The organism is Caballeronia udeis (assembly GCF_001544555.2).
GTDB lineage: Bacteria > Pseudomonadota > Gammaproteobacteria > Burkholderiales > Burkholderiaceae > Caballeronia > Caballeronia udeis.
Map to the genome: position 1 here is coordinate 1 of NZ_FCOK02000053.1, position 20,439 is coordinate 20,439.

19 protein-coding genes and 1 pseudogene are annotated in these 20,439 nt (G+C 60.7%); 12 read left to right on the forward strand and 8 right to left on the reverse strand.

From position 1 onward, the window contains the following. Nucleotides 1-68 precede the first annotated feature (68 nt). Together AWB69_RS29810 and AWB69_RS29815 are read right to left on the reverse strand one after the other, a co-directional pair. Nucleotides 69-419: pseudogene (locus AWB69_RS29810) on the reverse strand (LysE family translocator); the annotation flags it as partial. A gap of 162 nt (nucleotides 420-581) precedes the next feature. Next, nucleotides 582-1,388, reverse strand: coding sequence for a crotonase/enoyl-CoA hydratase family protein (locus tag AWB69_RS29815; RefSeq protein WP_062090478.1), 807 nt, complete (start codon nucleotides 1,386-1,388; stop codon nucleotides 582-584). Nucleotides 1,389-1,631: 243 nt separating this feature from the next. Here AWB69_RS29815 and AWB69_RS29820 point away from each other — a divergent pair, with 243 nt between their 5' ends. After that, a complete protein-coding gene (locus AWB69_RS29820) occupies nucleotides 1,632-1,985 on the forward strand; it encodes a DUF1428 domain-containing protein (protein ID WP_062090424.1) in 354 nt (117 codons plus the stop codon). Nucleotides 1,986-2,393: 408 nt separating this feature from the next. On the opposite strand, the gene AWB69_RS29825 is transcribed toward AWB69_RS29820, so the two are convergent. After that, nucleotides 2,394-3,215 (reverse strand): hypothetical protein, encoded by an 822-nt coding sequence (locus tag AWB69_RS29825; protein WP_062090425.1) that lies wholly within the window; start codon nucleotides 3,213-3,215, stop codon nucleotides 2,394-2,396. 139 nt (nucleotides 3,216-3,354) lie between these two features. Between AWB69_RS29825 and AWB69_RS29830 the strand changes: the two genes are divergently transcribed. Beyond that, entirely contained in the window at nucleotides 3,355-4,440 is a 1,086-nt protein-coding gene (locus tag AWB69_RS29830) for a class I SAM-dependent methyltransferase (RefSeq protein ID WP_062090426.1), read from the forward strand. A gap of 109 nt (nucleotides 4,441-4,549) precedes the next feature. Here AWB69_RS29830 and AWB69_RS29835 read toward each other — a convergent pair whose 3' ends face one another. Beyond that, entirely contained in the window at nucleotides 4,550-5,488 is a 939-nt protein-coding gene (locus AWB69_RS29835) for a DMT family transporter (protein WP_062090427.1), read from the reverse strand. A gap of 311 nt (nucleotides 5,489-5,799) precedes the next feature. Between AWB69_RS29835 and AWB69_RS29840 the strand changes: the two genes are divergently transcribed. The 7 genes from AWB69_RS29840 (at nucleotide 5,800) to denD (ending at nucleotide 12,585) form a co-directional block, all read left to right on the forward strand. Next, the gene (locus AWB69_RS29840) at nucleotides 5,800-6,504 is read left to right on the forward strand and encodes a FadR/GntR family transcriptional regulator (RefSeq protein WP_062090428.1); all 705 of its coding nucleotides are present in this window, start codon (nucleotides 5,800-5,802) and stop codon (nucleotides 6,502-6,504) included. Nucleotides 6,505-6,528: 24 nt separating this feature from the next. Continuing rightward, a complete protein-coding gene (ltnD, locus tag AWB69_RS29845) occupies nucleotides 6,529-7,443 on the forward strand; it encodes an L-threonate dehydrogenase (protein ID WP_062090429.1) in 915 nt (304 codons plus the stop codon). After that, nucleotides 7,440-8,714, forward strand: a complete 1,275-nt coding sequence (gene otnK, locus AWB69_RS29850; RefSeq protein WP_062090430.1) for a 3-oxo-tetronate kinase — start codon at nucleotides 7,440-7,442, stop codon at nucleotides 8,712-8,714. The genes ltnD and otnK overlap by 4 nt, the downstream gene beginning before the upstream one ends. A 2-nt stretch (nucleotides 8,715-8,716) precedes the next feature. After that, nucleotides 8,717-9,370, forward strand: coding sequence for a 3-oxo-tetronate 4-phosphate decarboxylase (gene otnC / locus AWB69_RS29855; protein WP_062090431.1), 654 nt, complete (start codon nucleotides 8,717-8,719; stop codon nucleotides 9,368-9,370). Nucleotides 9,371-9,451: 81 nt separating this feature from the next. Next, nucleotides 9,452-10,789: an MFS transporter gene (locus AWB69_RS29860; RefSeq protein ID WP_062090432.1), complete on the forward strand. Its 1,338-nt coding sequence runs from the start codon at nucleotides 9,452-9,454 to the stop codon at nucleotides 10,787-10,789. Nucleotides 10,790-10,811: 22 nt separating this feature from the next. Next, nucleotides 10,812-11,609 (forward strand): 2-oxo-tetronate isomerase, encoded by a 798-nt coding sequence (gene otnI, locus AWB69_RS29865; protein ID WP_062090433.1) that lies wholly within the window; start codon nucleotides 10,812-10,814, stop codon nucleotides 11,607-11,609. Between the two features lie 10 nt (nucleotides 11,610-11,619). Then, nucleotides 11,620-12,585 carry a D-erythronate dehydrogenase gene (denD, locus tag AWB69_RS29870; RefSeq protein WP_062090479.1) on the forward strand — a complete coding sequence of 322 codons (966 nt, stop codon included), beginning with the start codon at nucleotides 11,620-11,622 and terminating at the stop codon, nucleotides 12,583-12,585. Between the two features lie 59 nt (nucleotides 12,586-12,644). Here denD and AWB69_RS29875 read toward each other — a convergent pair whose 3' ends face one another. Together AWB69_RS29875 and AWB69_RS29880 are read right to left on the reverse strand one after the other, a co-directional pair. Continuing rightward, nucleotides 12,645-13,334, reverse strand: a complete 690-nt coding sequence (locus AWB69_RS29875; RefSeq protein ID WP_062090434.1) for a response regulator — start codon at nucleotides 13,332-13,334, stop codon at nucleotides 12,645-12,647. Then, nucleotides 13,331-15,133 (reverse strand): ATP-binding protein, encoded by a 1,803-nt coding sequence (locus AWB69_RS29880; protein ID WP_231937281.1) that lies wholly within the window; start codon nucleotides 15,131-15,133, stop codon nucleotides 13,331-13,333. The genes AWB69_RS29875 and AWB69_RS29880 overlap by 4 nt, the downstream gene beginning before the upstream one ends. Nucleotides 15,134-15,357: 224 nt before the next feature. Between AWB69_RS29880 and AWB69_RS47215 the strand changes: the two genes are divergently transcribed. Continuing rightward, the gene (locus AWB69_RS47215) at nucleotides 15,358-15,723 is read left to right on the forward strand and encodes a DUF2866 domain-containing protein (protein ID WP_062090435.1); all 366 of its coding nucleotides are present in this window, start codon (nucleotides 15,358-15,360) and stop codon (nucleotides 15,721-15,723) included. An 81-nt stretch (nucleotides 15,724-15,804) separates the two neighbouring features. Then, complete coding sequence (locus AWB69_RS29890; RefSeq protein ID WP_062090436.1) at nucleotides 15,805-16,596, forward strand: winged helix-turn-helix domain-containing protein; 792 nt, start codon at nucleotides 15,805-15,807, stop codon at nucleotides 16,594-16,596. 47 nt (nucleotides 16,597-16,643) lie between these two features. On the opposite strand, the gene AWB69_RS29895 is transcribed toward AWB69_RS29890, so the two are convergent. Together AWB69_RS29895 and AWB69_RS29900 are read right to left on the reverse strand one after the other, a co-directional pair. Then, nucleotides 16,644-17,576 (reverse strand): glycosyltransferase family 9 protein, encoded by a 933-nt coding sequence (locus AWB69_RS29895; RefSeq protein ID WP_062090437.1) that lies wholly within the window; start codon nucleotides 17,574-17,576, stop codon nucleotides 16,644-16,646. 20 nt (nucleotides 17,577-17,596) lie between these two features. Further along, entirely contained in the window at nucleotides 17,597-18,505 is a 909-nt protein-coding gene (locus tag AWB69_RS29900) for a glycosyltransferase family 9 protein (protein WP_062090438.1), read from the reverse strand. Nucleotides 18,506-19,318: 813 nt separating this feature from the next. Between AWB69_RS29900 and AWB69_RS29905 the strand changes: the two genes are divergently transcribed. Beyond that, complete coding sequence (locus AWB69_RS29905; protein WP_062090439.1) at nucleotides 19,319-20,377, forward strand: NADH-quinone oxidoreductase subunit B family protein; 1,059 nt, start codon at nucleotides 19,319-19,321, stop codon at nucleotides 20,375-20,377. Nucleotides 20,378-20,439 lie beyond the last annotated feature (62 nt).

The following is a 20,439-nucleotide window of genomic DNA, read 5'->3' on the forward strand; positions in this document are numbered from 1 at the left end:
TGGATCACCAACGGGTTCATTCCATCGTCGCGTGGCCGTGGATGATTGATTCACTATTGAATTAGAAATGGAATAAGCCACTGCATGGCAGCGCCGGAGACAAGCGACGGGCCTTTCGATGCCGTGTCCGCGCCGAGCTGCCCGTCATCAACGACGAGCTTATAAGCCATGAAAAACAAAAACGCCACTCCTGCCCATTGAATGATCCTGGTTAGATACGGCCAGTGGCTTAGCACTTCATGCAAGCCCAAACCGGTGAACAACAGCAACAACGCGAAGCCAAAGGTCGCCCCGGTAACATGCCGCATGCTTGCCGCAAGTCCGTACTGTGCGCCGGCGCCCAGCGCGACAATATTGACAGGTCCGGGTGAAATGGATGCAGCGAGCGCAAAGGCCGCCATGGAAAGGAAAATGCTCATCTACTACCTCTCGTCTACTAAGCCGCTTCCCTCATTAGGGAAGTCCTGAAGACCGAAGGTATAGGCGGCACGAGTCCCTGTATTGAAGAAAATTACCCTTTGAGTTTTTTAGAGCCGAGTCTTTGCAGGAAATATCCGCTCGTTAAACCTGGAGCAACACGCTCATTTCGATGCGCCATGCCGGCCTGCACCAGCGGCAAAGCGGTCCGCGCCGGCAAGTCCTTCTGCAAACACCGCAGCATAGCCACCCGCGCCTTCGTGGCGCAGTGCGCCGGTCAGATCATCGCCGAACGCGTTGTCATAGACCGAGCGCCGGTCGGCACGCATTGCCGCTTGTGGCAGCGCGGCCAACTCACGGGCAAGCTTTTCAGCGGCTGCGCGCGAGCCGTCGTGTTCCACCACGCGATTCGCGAGACCGATCGCCAGCGCCTCGCTGGCATCGACAGGTCGGCCGGTAAGAATCAGGTCCAGCGCACGCGACATCCCGATGAGCCGAGGTAGCCGCAGCGTTCCGCCATCGATCAGGGGTACGCCGAAACGCCTGCAGAAAACGCCCAGCACCGCATCCTCTTCGACAACCCGCAAATCGCACCACGCCGCGAGTTCCAGGCCGCCTGCCACAGCGTGCCCTGAGATTGCGGCAATGACAGTTTTGCCGAGCATCATTCGCGTGGGTCCCATCGGTCCGGGACCTGTGCCGTTGGCATGAATCTCGTTGCGCCGCGTGTCGTCATTCAGCGCAGTAAGGTCCGCGCCCGCGCAGAACGTGCCACCCGCTCCCCACAGTACAGCGACCGCCAGGGAGTTGTCGGCGTCGAAGGTTTCAAAGGCCGCGCGCAGGGCATCGGCGACCTGCCGGTCGACCGCATTGCGACGCTCCGGCCGGTCGAGCACGACCGTTGCAACGCGCGGATCCATCGGATGCAATTCGAGCCGGACGTGGTCGCCGAAACGAGTGACAGGTGGCATGGTTTGGCTCCCGGGCAAACGGTGTTCGAATTCGAAAAAGGATACGCCGCCGGCGTCCAGGTCGCACACGGGTGGGCGATGGTTCAAAAAATAATCGATGAGGGTTGTCGATTTCTCGGCGTGCTGTGCGTCGTGTGGATAGGGCCGTGATGCCAGGGCGGTGATCCGGCAATGCAACGCGACCCGGCCTGAACAACGTCGCTTTGTGCCCCTAATTATCGATATCGAAAATGGAGAGCGTTCATGACTTATGTAGATGGATTTGTCGTCGCGGTGCAGACCGCCAATCGCGAGACGTACAGGAAATTTTCCGAGGCGGCTGCGGTCGTCTTCAAGGAAAACGGTGCGTTGAATGTGGTCGAATGCTGGGGGGATGATGTTCCGGAAGGGAAGCTGACGTCGTTTCCAATGGCGGTCAAGCGCGCGGACGACGAGACGGTGGTGTTCTCATGGGTCACCTGGCCGTCGCGTCAGGTGAGGGATGAAGGGATGAAAGCGGTAATGGCCGATCCCAGATCGCAACCCGACACGAACCCGATGCCTTTCGACGGCAAACGGCTGATCTACGGCGGCTTCGAGGTGATCGTGAACGTGTGAGTAGCGACCGGGCGGTCCGGTCGCGACAGAAAAAGTACGGCCGCCCGTTCTACTTCGCAGAAGCCCGGCGCCGCGTACCCATGCCGGGCAGCCACTTGATCACGCCCGTCACAAGCGCCGTACCAATGAGAATAGTGACGCACGCGTTGATCCCCATTGAAAGCTGGTTTAACAGCTTTAAAAACGAGCGGTTTCATTGCGTGCATGCCGCCAAACCCCGACATAAAGGTGGAAAATTTCGAAGTTTTTTCTAATCGCAATAGAAGCATTCAACGCTTGGCTACATTCACCAATCCAATATTTCAAACGCTGTATCAATGAATAAAATCAGCGCAAGCAGATTGCATAAAATTCATCTGCTGCGATAAAAAATATCAGCGGAAACTCTGTCAGTTGACTATTTATCACCTAAAACGAAAACGAAAACGGTGCCCCTCCGCAAATTCCAATGCAAAAACCTCGGCCTGGGCCCCTATGGTCTTTGTAATCGGGATGGTGAAGGCCATTCCTCAGGTCCCAAATAGGTGTGGGTGCATAAACTACGAGATTACCGTCGGTCTGGAATGCGAAGATGGATCCACTGTTACCACCGGTATATGTGGCCCATACCGGGGTTGACCCGGCATAAACCGCAAAATTACCGTCACTTTGCATAACAGCATGAGTGACGCCCCTGTTTTGCGTGTATGCAGCCCAGACAAATGCGCCGCCGTTCTTGTATAGAACCAGGTTACCGTCAGACTGCAAAATAATGAAGTAAGCTCCAGCGGAGACGCTTTGCCCAGCCTGAAGCGATTGTCCGGAGGAGAGCACACGATTCTGGCTACCCGGTTGGATATTGTTGGGGTCTTGGGTATTACTCGCCCATATTGGCCGTTGCCAATAGATGGCGATGTTACCGTCGTCCTGTACCGCTAGCGTTGAATTGGGGCGAAACGTCCCGGTACTCCACACTACTTTGTTAGCAGAGTTGTAAAGGACAAAGTTACCGTCGGTCTGCATTACTGCGACCGTCGCACCTTTCCCGCCAGTCTTTGTAGCCCACACGGTGCTTGATGGTCCGTACATTACCAGATTACCGTCGGCATGGAGTGTCAGAACGTATTGGCTATTATCTGACCACAGTTGTGCACCCTGCTGAAGAGATTCTCCCGGATTGAGGTTGCGGGCAGAGACACTTCCAAACGACAAAAACCAGAGACTGATGACAATAAGCAGCAGTTTTTTCATTTTCTTCCTTCTAATCTTATAGGTGACCAGCGTCTCCGACTCAGTCTTTCAAAGCGTTGGGCAGTTTGATAACGGGGAGCTTTAAAGCGCTTTAATCGTAGCTGCGTTGTCATTGAATCTTTCATTAATATGCCAAAAAATGACAATCGCGGACTTGGGCGCACGTGAAACTGGCGGAAAATACAATCAGGAGCTGTCTTGGTTTGTGGCATGGCGCGCTGCGAACGGGAAGCATTTTCACGACATCGAACACCCTCTACATTGCCTCATGAAGATATTAAAAACTGTTGACGAATTAGACGAGGAAATACGCAAATGCGATGCTGTAAGCAGCGATACGGAGCTGAGAGCGTTGTTCCGCACTTTCAAGATGAAATATTCCAAGGCTGACGAAGATCCATTCAGCATGGCGTACGCGACTGCTCAATTTAAGCTTTACGAAGAGATATCCGGACAACCGTACCGACTTCAGAACGAAGAAACGAAATTTGATTTGGACGCGGTCGCTGTCAGGCCGTTTCCCTATAGCACCGGGAGCACGCAGGTAGTAGGAGACCAGCTTTTTGCAATCGGTTCGTTGATGCGTCGAATGAAGATCCCAAGCGGCGGCCGGATCCTGGAATTTGGGCCCGGATGGGGCAATACGACTATCGCATTTGCCAAGGCGGGATTTCAGGTCACAGCTGTCGACATCGAAAAGCGATTTTGCGAATTATTGGAACGCCGTGCCGCCCAGGCTCATGTGTCGCTGAGCGTTATCAACGATGACTTCATGTGGGCCGAGTCTGTTTCCGAACCGTATGATGCGGTTGTCTTCTTCGAATGTTTTCATCATTGCGCCGATCACATGCGTTTGCTGCGGGCCTTGCAAAAAACCCTGAAGATAAATGGGCGCATCTACTTTCTGGGGGAACCCATTACCCGCAGATTCCGCATCGCCTGGGGATTACGTCTCGACGGGGAATCGCTTTGGGCAGTACGTAAGCACGGTTGGCTCGAGCTGGGGTTCAATGAAACGTACTTCGAGAGGGCGCTGGCTGGAGCTGGTTTGCGCGGCATGAAATATCAGTCTTTAACAACGACCGCTACTGTTTGGGAAATCGGTCGAATCGACGAATTTCATCCGCGGGTCCTGGACGTATGGATTAGCAAAACGCTCTCAAGGCTGGCGTCTTTCGCATCGAGGGGACGGGACGTGCTACGCGCGAGAAAGGCCCGCAATTAATCGACAAAAGGCCGCACGGGCGGCCTCTCGTCGTCATATCTGAATGCTTTCCACATGGGCTTTTCCTTTCTCATAGAACTTGCTTCAAGAAAAAGTACGCCCGCCCGTTCTACTTCACAGAAGCCCGGCGTCGCGCACCCATGCCGGGAAGCCACTTGATCACGCCCGTCGCAAGCGCGGTCCCGATGAGAATAGTCACGCACGCCTTGATCATTCCGGGCGACACGTGCTCGGAGAGAAACAGCGCGCCCCACAGGATGCCGAAGATCGGGATGACAAACGTGACGCTGATCGTGCGTGCGGGGCCGGTTGCCGCGATCAGCCGGAAGAACAGCATATAGGCGATGCCGGTACACGCAACGCCAAGCGCGATCACGGCTTCCCACGACTGCGCCGAGATGGGGGTAGCCGGCCACCAGAACACCGCGAACGGCAGCAGCACGACGGTGGCGGCGGACATGGTGCCGGTGGCGACGACGAGCGAATCGACACCGGTGAGATTGCGCTTCGTGAAGCTCGCGGCAATCCCGTACAGCAGCGTGGCGCCGAGCGCAGCGGCCGCGGCAAGTGCGGTGGCCGCCGGCGTCACGCTCGCTCCTGTGCTGGCGCCCCCATCCATCTGATTCCAGACCAGCGCGACCACGCCGACAAAACCAATCACGAGCCCTGCAATGCGCAACGCGCTCAGGCGATCCTTCAGCCACAGGAATGCGACGATTGCACCCCATAGCGGCGTGGTGGCATTGATCACCGATGTCACGCCCGCCGACAGCGTGAGTTCCGCGAAGGCGAAGAGGCAAAACGGCGCGGCCGAGTTCAGGATGCCGACAACAAAAAGCGGCCATGCATGGGTGCGCATGACGCGCAAGGAGCCGCGCGCGGACCCGCGCATGAGTAGTACGGCGAGCAGGAACAACGCGCCGATGCCCACGCGCAACGCCATCAACGGCGCGACGCCAAAGTCGGTGACGCCGACACGGATAAAAAGGAACGAGCCTCCCCACAGAGCGGCGAGGATGAGCAACTGGACGATGTTTATAGGATTCATTTGAGGGCGTCGAGCGCAGTGGGGTCGCGACGCGGAACCATCGTAACGGTGCCGTGGCGCGAGATGGTTCAGTCCGGCGTGAAACGATAAAAGAGAACACGTGGTGGTTCGCTGTATGGCTGTCATCGTAGTCGTGGGGCCGGAACACGCCAAACGAACAATTCTCACGCCTATGTGAGAAAAATTGCGATCAGATTGCACAGCAAGAGAAATCCGCCCATGACGCAGGCCGTTCTCAGGGTTATCTCTAGTATCTCAATAAGTTTGCAAATTTGTATGATGACCACATCACCCAACAAATAAGAGACTGCATGTTCGAGAAGATTCCTGCGCAAGCCTTGAGCGACACGGTCGCGCAGCAGCTTCAGTTGCAAATCGAAAAGGGCAGCTTCGTAAAGAGCGGCAAGTTGCCCACTGAAGCCGTGCTCGCGCAGGAGTTCGGGGTCAGCCGCACGGTCATCCGCGAAGCGATCTCGCGGCTGAAGAACGAAGGCATGGTCGAGCCGCGCCAGGGCAGCGGCGTGTTTATTGTCGAGCGGGCAGGGATCAGGCCTCTGCGGATCGACTACGCGCAAGCGGTCGAACCGGGCGCGGTCGTGCAGATCCTGGCGCTGCGCCGGGCGATCGAGGCGGAAGTGGCATCGGAGGCGGCCATGCGCCGGACCGATGCGCAGATGGACGTGATCGAAGCAAAGCTGGCGCAGATCGATGTTGCTGTTGCGCAAGGCGAGGACGGCGTGACTGAGGACGTCGAGTTTCATCGGGCGATTGCCAGCGCCACCGGCAACCCGTATTTCCTGACCACGCTGGCATTCCTGAACCAGTATCTCGAAGCCGGCACGCTCGTTACGCGCCGCAACGAAGCGCTGCGAGAAGACTTTTCGCGGCAAGTCCGCGAAGAACACGCACGGATCGCGGCCGCCATTCGCGCGGGCGACCCCATGGCTGCGCGCAATGCCGCACAGACCCACCTTTACAACGCCGCTCGCCGCCTCGCGGAAGCCGGCATTTTCTGACCGGTTGATTCAAAGGATAACTAAATGTCCAGAAATGTGGGAGTGATCGGCTTGGGCGCAATGGGCCTGGGCGTCGCGCGTTCGTTGTTGCGCGCGGGCTTCAAGGTTCATGCGTGCGACGTGCGTACTCAAGTGCTCGACGCGTTCGCGGGCGAGGGCGGCATTGCCTGCGCCACGCCTGCCGAGCTGGGCGGCCAGTGCGAGGTGGTGGTGACGGTCGTTGTCAATGCGGCGCAAACAGAGACCGTGCTGTTTGGCTCGCAATTGCAAGCAGGTCAACGCGGCGCCGTCTCCGCGATGAAACCCGGCGGCGTGGTTCTGGCCTGTGCGACGGTGTCCCCGGCCTTTGCCATCGAACTCGGCAAGCGTGTGGAAGCAGCCGGCCTGCATATGCTCGATGCACCGCTGTCCGGTGGCGCGGCACGCGCCGCATCCGGCGAAATGACGATGATGACCTCAGGCCCCGCATCCGCGTATGAAGCTTGCGAGGATGTGCTCGAAGCGATTGCGGGCAAGGTTTACCGGCTGGGCGGTGAGCATGGCGCAGGCTCGAAAGTGAAGATCATCAACCAGCTTCTGGCGGGCGTTCACATAGCCGCGGCGGCCGAAGCCATGGCGCTTGGGCTTCGCGAAGGCGTGGACCCGGACGCGCTCTACGACGTCATTACGCATAGCGCAGGCAACTCGTGGATGTTCGAGAACCGCGTGCCGCACATTCTTGCGGGAGACTACACGCCGCTGTCAGCCGTCGATATCTTCGTGAAGGATCTCGGTCTCGTACTCGATACGGCGCGTTCGTCGAAGTTTCCGCTGCCCTTGTCGGCCGCGGCGCACCAGATGTTCATGATGGCGTCGACGGCCGGGCACGGCGGCGAAGATGACTCGGCCGTGATCAAGATTTTCCCGGGCATCGACGTGCCGAAAGGAGTCCAACAATGACCACGGCCCTGCTTGGCTGCATTGCCGACGACTTCACCGGCGCGACCGATCTTGCCAACATGCTCGTGCGCGGCGGCATGCGTGCTGTGCAGACCATTGGTGTGCCGGCATCGGATACGAGGATTGAAGCGGACGCGCTGATCGTCGCATTGAAATCGCGCACCATCCCCGCGCAAGAAGCGGTTGAGCAATCGCTGGCGGCGCTCGAATGGCTGCGTGCGCAGGGTTGCCGGCAGTTCGTGTTCAAGTACTGCTCGACCTTCGATTCCACCGATAAAGGCAACATCGGCCCGGTCGCCGATGCACTGCTCGACGCGCTGGGAGAGGACTTCACGCTCGCGTGTCCCGCGTTTCCGGAGAACGGCCGCACGATCTTTCGCGGCAACCTGTTCGTGGGTGACGTGCTGCTGAGCGAGTCGGGCATGCAGAACCATCCGCTCACGCCCATGACCGATCCGAACCTCGTGCGCGTGCTGCAACGCCAGACGAAATCGAAGGTCGGGCTGATCGCTTATGACGTGATCGCCAAGGGGCCGCAAGCCGTGCGCGACAGGATCGCCTTGTTGCGTAACGACGGCGTACGCATGGCCATCGCCGACGCAGTCTCGGATGCCGATCTCCACGTGCTGGGCAAAGCGTGCGCGGATCTGAAGCTGATCACCGGCGGCTCGGGCATCGCACTCGGCTTGCCGGATAACTTCCGCGCGGCGGATCTGTTGACTGAAGCGAGCCATGCGTCGGACCTGCCCAGGGTCGAAGGCGGAGCGGTCGTGCTGGCGGGCAGTGCGTCGAAGGCGACCAACGAGCAGGTCGCCGAGTGGCGCGCGACAAAGCCGAGCCTTCGAATCGATCCGCTTGCGCTGTCGCGTGGCGAGTCCGTGGTCGAACAGGCGATTGAATTTGCGGCGAAGCATGCCGGTGAAACCGTGCTGATCTATGCCACGTCCACGCCCGACGAAGTCAAGACCGTGCAGAAGGAACTGGGCGTTGAGAAAGCCGGACATCTGGTCGAACAGGCGTTGGCGTCGATTGCAGCCAGGCTTCGCGCTGCGGGCGTGCGGAAATTTGTTGTTGCGGGCGGCGAGACCTCGGGCGCGGTCGTGCAGGCGCTTGGCGTGAAGTCGCTGCGCATTGGCGCTCAGATCGATCCGGGCGTGCCGGCAACGCAATCCATTGGCGAAGAACCGCTGGCGCTCGCATTGAAGTCGGGAAATTTCGGCACGCAGGATTTCTTCGCGAAGGCGCTGAAGGCGCTCGACGGAGGCGCGTGATCATGGCGACGAACGAGAACCGTATACGCGAGGAAATCTGCGAGACGGGCGCGAGTCTTTACGAGCGCCGTTATACCGTTGGCACGGCTGGGAACATCAGCGCGCGGCTTGACGACGGCTGGCTGATCACGCCGACTGACGCCTGCCTCGGCCGACTCGATCCAGCCGATATTGCGAAGGTCGATGCAGCGGGTAACCACGTGTCCGGCGGCAAACCGTCGAAGACGCTGGCGTTGCATCGCAAGATCTACGAGAACAATAGTGAGGCGCAGGGTGTCGTCCACACGCACTCCACGCATCTGGTCGCCTTGACGCTCTCCGGTATCTGGCGCCGCGATGACGTCTTGCCGCCAATCACGCCGTACTTCGTGATGAAGGTCGGGCATGTGCCATTGATCGCCTACCGGCGCCCGGGCGACCCTGCCGTCGCGGAACAGGTCGCGGCGCTGGCGTCGACGGTGCGGGCCGTGCTGCTGGACAGGCTAGGTCCCGTCGTCTGGGAAAAATCGGTCAGCCACGCGTCATACGCGCTGGAAGAGCTGGAGGAAACCGCACGGCTTTGGCTCCTTGCGCGCTCGATCAACGCACCGGTTCCCGAGCCGCTCGACGAAGCGGCTATCGATGATCTGCGCAAGACCTTCAACGTGCGCTGGTAGCGCCCAAGGCCCCAAGTCACTTCACTGACGCAACAGAATCGCTGAATCGACGAACACGAAACTGCTTCCCGGAGACCAAGCATGACCCCTGACCAAGCTGTGCCTGGCGGCCCGCGCACGCCTGCGGCATCTGCCTACGACAACAAGGAACTCACCCGCACCTATTCGAAGGTGTTCTGGCGCATCGTGCCGTTTCTCATGCTGTGCTATGTGGTGGCCTACCTGGATCGTGTGAATGTGGGGTTTGCGAAGCTGCAGATGTCGCAGGATCTCGGTTTCAGCGAGACCGTATTTGGTCTTGGGGCAGGCGTATTCTTCCTCGGCTATTTTCTGTTCGAACTGCCAAGCAATATCCTGATGCACAAGATCGGCGCGCGTATCTGGATCGCGCGGATCATGATCACGTGGGGCATTCTCTCGGCGCTCTTTGTGTTTGTGAAGACCCCTACGCAGTTTTATGTCCTGCGTTTCCTGCTCGGGCTGGCCGAAGCCGGTTTTTATCCCGGCGTGATCCTTTACCTGACGTACTGGTTCCCGTCGCACCGGCGGGCGAAGATTGTTGCGGTGTTCATGTCGGCTATTCCTGTGGCGGGCATCTTCGGCAATCCATTGTCAGGCTGGATCATGCAGACGTTCTCGGACAGCCGGCACTTCGAAGGCTGGCAGTGGATGTTCCTGATCGAAGCGGTCCCGGCGCTGTTGATCGGCATTGCGACTATCCTTTATCTCGACAACAACATCCGCAGCGCGAAGTGGCTCAGCGAACGCGAGAAGCGCTTGCTGGAAGATGAAATCAGCGCGCAGCCCCAGCATGCCGGCGACAGCACCAAACATTCCCTGCGCGCGCTTTTCGCCGACAGGCGCATGTGGTGGATGTCGCTGATCTACTTCGCGTTCGTCACCGGGCAATACGGCCTGACGTTCTGGATGCCGACCTTCATCAATTCGACGGGCGTGAGCGGGGCGTTCAATATCGGCTTGCTGAGCGCGATTCCGTTTCTGGTCGCCATCGTGGTGATGAACGTGCTGGGCCACAGCGCGGACAAGCGGCGTGAGCGTCGCTGGCACCTGATCGTGCCGGCGCTTGCCGCAGCAGTCGGCTTCTCGGTGGCCGCATCGTTCTCGGGCAATACGGCAATATCGATTATCGCGCTCTCGGTTGCCGCCGCCGGTGTGCTGACATGCGTGCCATTATTCTGGTCGCTGCCCACGGCCTTCATGTCAGGCGCAGCAGCAGCGGCCGGAATTGCGGTGATCAATTCGATCGGCAATCTGGCAGGCTTCGCGAGCCCGTACATGATTGGTTACCTCAAGGATCTGACGCACAGCACGGCGACGGGCATGTATGTGCTCGCCGGGATGCTGGTGATCGGCGCCATTGCCACGTGGCTCGTGCCTGCCAAGCTTGTGAATCGCTGAACTCATTCAAGGAGTCGATGTTATGCCCCGTTTTGCCGCCAATCTCACGATGATGTACACCGAGCACGCGTTCCTCGACCGTTTCGCCGCCGCGGCGAAGGATGGTTTCAAGGCCGTGGAGTTCCTGTTCCCCTATGACTTCGCCGCAGCCGAAATCAAGGCGCGGCTTGACGAACACGGCCTCACGCAGGCCTTGTTCAACGCACCGCCGGGCGACTGGGCGGCAGGCGAACGCGGGATCGCTTCGCTGCCGGGACGCGAGGACGAATTCGCACGCGCACTCGATAAAGCGCTGGACTATACCGCCGTGCTCGGCAACAAGACCTTGCATGTGATGGCGGGTCTGATCACGCCGGAACAGTCGCGCGAAAAACATCGCGCGGTGTATCTGAAGAGCCTTGAACGGGCGGCGAACGCCGCACGCGCGGCGGGCATCACGATCGTTATCGAACCGATCAATACCCGCGATATCCCCGGGTTTTTCCTCAACCGCCAGGACGACGCGCAGGCGATCTGCGAGGAGATCGGCGCGCCGAACCTCAAGGTGCAATTCGATTGTTACCACTGCCAGATCGTGGAGGGCGACCTAGCGGTCAAACTCCGGCGCGACATGAAACGTCCGAATGCGGGCATCGGCCATATCCAGATCGCGGGCGTGCCGGAGCGGCATGAGCCGGACCTGGGAGAACTGAATTATCCGTACCTGTTCGACCTGATCGATTCGCTCGGCTACGAGGGCTGGATCGGCTGTGAATACCGGCCGAAAGCCGCCACCTCCGACGGGCTCGGCTGGATCAAACCTTATCTGCAACGTGCGTGAGGGCAACAACATGAACATCCTCATTACCGGCGGCGCCGGTTTCCTCGGACAACGGCTCGCTCGCCGTCTTCTCGAACGCGGCACGCTGCTGGGCAAGCCGATCACGGGACTCACGCTGCTCGACGTAGTGCGTCCACCGGACCTGGGCGACAAGCGCGTGCGCGCCGAGACCGGCGACATTGCGGATCGCAGCGTGCTGCAACGGTGCATTGGCGCGGACACTCATGCGATCTTCCATCTGGCGGCGATCGTGAGCGGTCAGGCGGAAGCGGATTTCGAACTGGGCATGCGTATCAATCTGGACACGTCGCGCCTGCTGCTCGATGTGTGCCGCTCGCTTGGCCACGCGCCGCGGGTGTTGTTCACGAGTTCGGTCGCGGTGTACGGCGGCACACTGCCCGACGTCGTCCGCGACGATACCGCGCTGAATCCGAAGTCATCCTACGGAACGCAAAAGGCGATTGCTGAGTTGCTGCTGTGCGATTATTCGCGACGCGGTTTTGTCGATGGCCGCGTGCTGCGGCTGCCGACCATCAGCGTGCGTCCGGGCCGGCCCAATGCTGCGGCATCGTCATTTGCCAGCGGCATCATTCGCGAGCCGTTGAATGGCGAGCGCGCGGTGTGCCCGGTCGGCGGCGACGTGCGTTTGTGGCTGCTGTCGCCAAAGCAGGCAATCGAGTCGCTGATCGCCGGTTGCGAGCTTGAACAGGCCGAGCTCGGCACATGGCCGGTCGTCAACATGCCGGGATTGTCGGTCAGCGTGACGGAAATGGTCGATGCATTGAAGGAAGTGGCGGGGGAGGAAGTGGCTGCGTTGATCGACTGGCAACCGGACCCGAAGATCGAAAAGATTGTCGGCAGTTGGCCGGGTGCATGGGAGACGCAGCGAGGCGAAAAGCTGGGGCTGGCGGCAGACCGCAACTTCAGCGATGTCATCCGCGCGTTCATTGAAGAAAGCAAACCCGCTGGCGCTTGAGTGCTCACTAAAGCCGAGCGTTAAGGGCATCCGCTAAAGCGTTAAAGGCGAGGCGCCCGCTAAAGTTCCAGCCGATACCCCACGCCGTAGACCGAAACAATCGGTTCGCTGTCGGGACGCACGACCTGCAGTTTGCGGCGCAGGTTCTTGATGTGACTGTCGATCGTGCGATCGGTCACCACGCGGTGGTCGTCGTAAAGCTGGTTGAGGAGGTAGTCGCGCGGGAAGATCCTGCCCGGCGATTTCATCAGCAAAGCCAGCATGCGCAACTCGACCGGCGTGAGCTTCAGTTCCTCGCCGTCGAGCCGTGCGCTATGGAATTGCTGGTCCACCTCAAGGCCCGTTGCCACGGGTGCGGCGGCAGCAGGTGGGGCGGCGCGGCGCAGGATTGCCTTCACCCGCGCGACGACTTCCCGTGGGCTGAAGGGCTTGCAGACATAATCGTCCGCGCCAATTTCGAGCCCGCGCAGACGATCCGCTTCATCCACACGTGCCGTCAGGATGATCACCGGAAGCGTGGAGAACTGGCGTACCTCGCGGCATATATCCATGCCGTTGCGCCCGGGCAGCATCAGGTCGAGCAGCATCAGCGAGGGCGGGGTGGTGCGAATGAACGGGATCACTTCGGCGCCGTCGCTGATCGACGTCGTTTCGAATCCTTCGATATGCAGATAGTCCGCCATGACCGCGGCCAGTTTCGGCTCATCCTCGACGATCAGGATACGAACGCCGCGTCGCTCGGTACTCATGCCGCCACTCCTTCCGGTTCAAAATGTGCCGTTATCCAGACACCGCCAAGCGGTGACGGCCTGGCAACCGTGGTCCCGCCGTGCGCGGTCACAATGGCCCGGCACAGTGCAAGGCCCAAGCCTGCGCCACCGCTCTGGCGGCTGCGCGATTCATCGACTCTATACAGGCGTTCGAACAAATGCGGCAACGCCTCGGCAGGCACGCCCGGCAGGGAATCCTGGATATCGAGCTGCCAGCCGCGCGGGCCGACGCTCACCGAGACACACACGCTTCCGCCCGGATCGGTATAGCGCAACGAATTGAGCAGCAGGTTTTTAAGCAACTGCACAAAGCGCGCAGGGTCGACCTGGAAGACCATGCCCGTTGACTCGATTGCCAACTCATTCGCCAACTCATTCGCCGACCCATCCCCGGACGCTTCCGGCAGCGTCAGGCTCAATGCGATCTGCTTGGCCCTGAACGACTCCCGCATCGCGTCGACCGATGCGCGCACCAGCTGGCCGATATCGGCCGGCACCTTCCGGTAGCTCAACGCACCGACATCGCTCAACGATAACTCGTAAAGGTCCTCGATCAATTTGTTGAGCATCGCGACTTCGTTTTGCAGCGAAGCCAGCGAATGGCGGTCAAACGCATGCACGCCGTCCTCGATCGCTTCCAGTTCGCTGCGCAACACCGCGAGCGGCGTGCGCAATTCGTGCGAGATATCGGCAATAAAATCCCGGCGCGAGCGTTCCGCGCGCTGCAGCGAATCCGCGAGTACATTGAAGTCGCCCGCGAGCCGGTCCAGTTCATCCCGGCGTCCGGCTGCCACGCGCGTGGTGTAGTCGCCGCCCGCGAGCCGGTGGGTTGCGATCATCAGGCGCTTGACCGGCGCCAGCACGATCCGCGCAAGCAGCATGGCAACGAGTGCCGCCACGATCACAGCCACGCCGGCAATCTCCCACGTGGCCCGCGCCTGCTGTGCCTGGAACGCGATATCGGCGGCGTCCGAGAGCGTGTTGGGCGCGTTGGCCGCGACCCAGCCGACTATCTTGCCGTTGTAGATCACCGGCTTCAAGGCGACGTCAGGCGGGGGTTCGGAGTCCGTGGTCGCGACCAGGTCATGGTTGGCGTCGAAGAGCGTGGCAGGCTGGGGAGCGCCACGTCCGCCGCGCCCTGGCGGCGGCCGCGGCGCAGGCGGACGGTCATAGGGCGATTCGTCGAACGTCACATCCCGTCCGACCCCGCGGTCGCGGCTTGCCGCCACCCCGGAGTCGGCGAACGCCGGGGCCGGCAGCCGCATTCCCCAATGCGGTCCCTCTTCCTTACCCGACAAAGGTCCGAGCATTTGCTGCACGCTGGCGCTGCCGGGGAAGGTGCGCCAGCTCGGCAGCTTGTTTGTCTGCGCCTCGACCATCTCCTGCCTGAGGGCCTGATCATGGGCGGCGTCGAGCAGCGTTACCCATTCTTCGGGATGCTGGCGCAGGAAATTCCAGCTGCCGTGAGCGGCATATTCGGCAGTCACCTTCGCCATGACGGCGTTCAGCCGTCCGGCGTCGCGCGCGCGGACGTAATGCAGGAAGCCGTTCTCGAAACTCAGGCGCAGCGCGTATCCCATTGTGAGCGAGATGGTCAGGCAGGCGATCAGCACCGCGAGGAACATCTTCCACGTAATGCCAAAGCGAATCTTGCCCGCCCGTGCCCGGGAGCGGGTTCCAAGTGCTTTCCAAATATTACGCGAGCTGCCGAGCGGCGTTTGGGCCGTGGGTGAGACTGCCTGTGCGCCGAGGGGTTCGCCATGTGTTTCGCTGTGCATTCGCGGATTCTAGTGGAAACAGGGGAGCTGTCCCACGTTCCAGGGACGTTCCCGGCCAACCTCCACGATTTCTCCTTCTTTTGTTCATTGTCAGTGCGTGATGCCTGACTAGTATCTGATCCCGCAGATAGCGTCATTCATTCCGACCCGCTCGGCTACCGACTCATTCACCTGCTCATCCACCTATTCAACCGCCGATTCACTGTCGATTCTGGAGAGAACACATGCATACCGCGTCGAGCGTGCAGCACACCCCGTCGAAGGTCTTCGGACGCGTTGCGGCGCCGCCCCGGGAAAGGGGTACGCGTTCCGCACCGAAAGCGCCCGAGGCCACGGCCGCGAGCGCTGCGCAGCGGGTCATCAAGCTGCGTGGCGCCCGGGTGTCGGAAACGCTGCCGCGGCCCTGGGGCGTGTGCTGCAGGATCGTGGAATGGGTCAATCGCGAAGGCCAGTATTCATGTCTTGCGGTACCGGGCGACGCGTCGGAAGACGAGATCCGCCATCGCATGCGCTCGCACAGGAACGGCCCGCAGTACCTCGTGACGGACGACCGCGAGTTGCCGGCGCGGGTGGTGTTGCCGCGTGCTTAGCGGCATGACGATAGCGGGCGACGCATCGCCCCGTTTGCGGGCGCTCATGATGACGCCCAGGAAGTTCCTCAGGAAACACAGATGAAAACACGCATCTTTTTTGTCGAAGCCAATCCGGCAATCCACGGGAATCTTCGCGATGTGCTGGAAAGCCGCTACCTGGACGTCCATACGCTCAGCAGCGGCCGCGCGTTGATCGGACGCATGCAGCACGACGTCCCGGCGCTGATCGTGCTGCGGGACGGCTTGCCCGACATGAGGGCGTCGGCCGTCCTGCGCGAGCTGGAACAGGCCGGCCATGACACGCCGGTGATCGTGATCGGAGACACGCTTGACTCGGTGGAACTGATCGTATGCCTTGAACTGGGCGCCGATGATTACGTCAGGATGCCTTGCAATCCACGCGAACTGCTGTCGCGGGTCGAGAACGTGTTACGCCGCGCGCCGCACAAATCGAACTCGCCGGTCGATGCCACGGGGCGGTGCGACATTGGGGACTTTGTCATCGACTTCCGCGCCCGCATGCTGACGCGCGACGGCGTGCCCGTCGCGCTGCATTCGAGCACCTTCGCATTGCTGCGCCTCTTCGCCGAACATCCGCTCGAGGTGCTGTCCCGACGGATCATCGCCGATAAATTGCGCGGCGCCGGCGAAGGGCACTGCGACCGTTCGCTGGACGTGCTGGTCTGCCGGCTGCGGCGGATTGTCGAACCCGACCCGTCCACTCCGCGCCTGATCCAGACCATTCGCGGGCGTGGTTATGTCTTCACTCCAGCCGGGCTGAGCGCCGGCGCTATCGACTTCGACGAACTCGATGTCATGCCGTCGGAACCCGCCTGGAAACGCGCCGAAGCAGTGAACAGTTACGCTTAGCCGCCGCGTGGTTCACTCTCTCTGAGCGTTCCCTCTGATCGCTCCCTCTAACCTAGGGTGCGGGAGGCTTGCCGGGTCAGCCGCGCAAACGCTGCGAGCACGCGGTTGCACGTGAGCGTTTGCCGCCATAGCTTCTCTTTCAGATACGCGGTCGGCACCCACTGCCACGGCAAGACCACATCGACCACGCCCCACGCGGGCCGCCACCGCTCGGCTACCCCGCGACGCCGGAAAAGGCTCAGGCTCGGAATGCCAAGATTCGACGCGAGATGGCCAATGCCCGAGTCGTTGCCGATAAACCAGCCCGACTCATACACGCAGCAAGCAAGCTCGTGCAGGTTCTCAAAACGGGGCGCGGGAATATCGAATGCCGCTAGATGGCGCCAGCGTTCGCGCTCATGCGGCGCGATCACGAACTGCACGTCATAACCGCGCTTGCGCAGACGCTGGGCAAGCCGCACGAACCGGTGCGAGAACCAGCGTTTGTCCTCGGTGCTGGCCTCGGGATGAATCATGACGCGCTTGCTGTTCCTGCGATGCACGAGGCCCGCAGGCGCTGTAATCCCGTTATCGAGCACCGGCTCGCGCAGCGCCAGGTCATCCCGGCAAAAGTCAGCGAAGCGCTGCGCCATGCAGCCCGGCCGGTTGCCGAACTCGACGTCGTGCAGCGTGACCACGTGAGGATGGACATCGACGAGATCGCGCAGCGGCTGGTTCCATTGCATCTGGAAAACCGTGTCGTAACCAGCGAACGTGGTGGTCAGGCCGTCCTGCGGAAGCGCGCATATGGCGACGCCGGGGAACCAGTGCCGAAGCGTGTGCGCGGGCGTGCCGTACACGGTGACGTCGACACTGTTGTCCATCAGGTTCCTTACGATCACCATCGACACCAGCGTGTCGCCTATCGCATTGGACGTGACGAACGCTACCCGGCCGACCGGGGCGCGCAGAGCCGACGAGAGATTGGTGGAATGGGTCATGCGTTCGTGCGTTCGTGCATTCATGCGTTGGAGGTGAGCGCACGCAGACGGTCGAAGGCGTCGCACACCTTGTTGACCGAGAGCATGTATTTCCAGTAACGCTCCTTGAGCCGGCCGGTCGGCAGATACGCGCTGCCGATCAGCACCTGGCCCACGCCCCAGCCGGGACGCCATGTGCGTGCCGTGCCACGGCGCATGAAGAGCGACAGCGTGGGGATCTGCAGGCTCGACGCCAGATGCCCGATCCCCGAGTCGTTGCCGATGAACCAGCCGGACTCGTAGAGCCACGCGGCGACCTGATCGAGCGGTCCGAGATCGGCGAGCGTGAGTCCGAATTGTTCAATGTGGGTCCAGTGCGCGCGCTCCTCCGGCGCCACGACGAACTGCGGGTCGAAGCCGCTGTCCCGCAGCTTGATCGCGAGTCCGATGAAGCGTGACGCCAGCCAGCATTTGTCGGACGTGCTTGCCATCGGGTGAATAGCGACGCGCAGCGAGCGCTGGCGATGCGTCAGGCCGGGCAGGGGCGTGATGCCGTTGCCTTTGTCGACGAGCGCGAGGCGCAGTTCGTCGCGGCAGAAGCGCGTCAGGCGTTCCGCCATCGACTCCGTCGAATTGGCGCTGCACAGATGGGCCAGGACGATGACTTTCGGATGCAGCCGCTCAAGGTTCACGAACGGCTTGTTGGCGTGAAGCTGGATTACGGTGTCGAAGCGGGCGAGTTTTTCGGCGCAATCGTCCAGGTGCAGTTCGGGTTCGATGTCCGTGCCGGGAAACCAGCTACGCATGTTATTGATTTGCTGGCCGAACACGGTGACCGCCACGCCGTTCAGCCTGAGGTTGCGTGCGACCGTCATCATCAGCAGCGAGTCGCCGAGGGCCGACGACAGGATCAATGCCACGCGGGACAGTGGCTGGGTTGCGTGCGACATACGTGCCTCTGGAGAGGCGCTCCGCTGCGGGGGAGCGCTTTGCGCTCAGGATGGATCCCTGAGCCGGAGGCAGTCTAAGATCACACTCCATTACGTGGGTTACGGCATAACTTACCAATACTTAAGAGCCCGGGCAATTTTAGGGCAAAAAAAATTCCGATGCAGCTCGGCGTGTCCCGGATCAATGGCGAACCAAAGCTTGCGGTAAGTCCGTGACCACCGTGTGTCTGTTCGCTGTTTCAGGTGTGTCCGCCGGCACGCGATCCGGCATCAGGCACGCGTGGCGCACGAGTTCGGGATAACGGAATCCGAGCCGGAATCCGAGCCGAGACATCCGCCTGACCAAGGGCGCGCAATCAGGTAGCAAATATCCACTCGCTCAAACGGGTAGCGGTAAAGCATGCTGCTACCCGCATTCAAATCAGATGGTTGAACACGCCTATTCGCAGGCCTATTCGCAAGCCTATTCGCCCCGTGTTGGAAAAAACGGCTTTCGGTGCAAGCGCCGCGTTATGGCAGCGGCGTGCGGGAAAACATTCGCAGAAACCGGTTGATTGACCGGCGTTAAGAACTATATTTAAGGGAATAAAAAAACACGGTCATGCAGGCGATAGCATTGATTGCAATCTGACTATCGACCCAACGCGCACCGGAAAGACGAGCGGACAGACAGGCCATCGCGACAATTCATTGATCGCCGCGCCCGTGTGTTCGCTAAAGGCGGTTCCCCGCCACGGCCGGCAACAGCCACATTGGGCACGTTGCAATCCGCGGGAGTGTCACACATTCGCCGGCAGGCGAGGAGGTTCCATCATGGATCCGGAAAGCGCCATTCCCTATGGCCGCAAGACTCAACACGCCCCTGCACTGAACGAAGTCCATATCCTGTGGATCACCGCGGGCCTCGGCTGCGACGGCGATTCCGTATCGATTACCGCCGCCACGCAGCCCAGCATTGAAGACGTCCTGCTCGGCGCAATTCCCGGACTACCGAAGGTTCATCTGCACAATCCGGTGCTGGCTTATGAAAACGGCGCGGAGTTCATGGCGCCGTTTCATGCTGCGGCGCGGGGTGAGATGGATAACTTCGTGCTGGTCATGGAAGGCTCGATCCCGAACGAGAAGATCAACCGGGAAGGATACTGGGCTGCCATGGGAACGGACCCCGACACGCATGAACCCATCACGATTCCGCAATGGCTCGATCGCCTGGCGCCTAAAGCGCTGGCTGTCGTCGGCGCGGGCACATGCGCGACCTACGGCGGCATTCATGCGATGGAAGGCAACCCCACGGGTTGCATGGGCCTGGCGGACTACCTTGGCTGGGACTGGAAATCGAAAGCGGGCCTGCCTATCGTGAACGTCCCGGGTTGTCCGGTCCAGCCGGACAACTTCATGGAGACGCTGCTATACCTGCTGTATCAACTGGCGGGCCTCGCGCCCATGATTCCGCTGGACGCGGCACTACGTCCAAAGTGGCTGTTCACGCGCACCGTTCATGATGGCTGCGACCGCGCGGGCTCCTACGAACAGGCTCTGTTCGCGACGGAATACGGGAGTCCGAACTGTATTGTGAAGCTTGGATGCTGGGGCCCGGTGGTCAACTGCAACGTGCCAAAACGCGGCTGGATCAACGGCGTGGGCGGTTGCCCGAACGTGGGCGGAATCTGCATCGGCTGCACCATGCCGGGGTTCCCGGACAAGTTCATGCCGTTCATGGACCAGCCCCCGGGCGCAGTCCTCTCGTCGAATCTCATCAAGTCCTACGGCGGACTCATTCGCAGTCTGCGCAAGCTGACCAATTCGACCGTCAACGACGAACCGAAATGGCGGCATAACCGTCCTACCCTGACGACCGGCTATCGTCGCTGAACGGCTGCGCGGAACACGCATGGGCACGGCTGCTGATCAGGATCACGGCGGTCCCTGCGAGA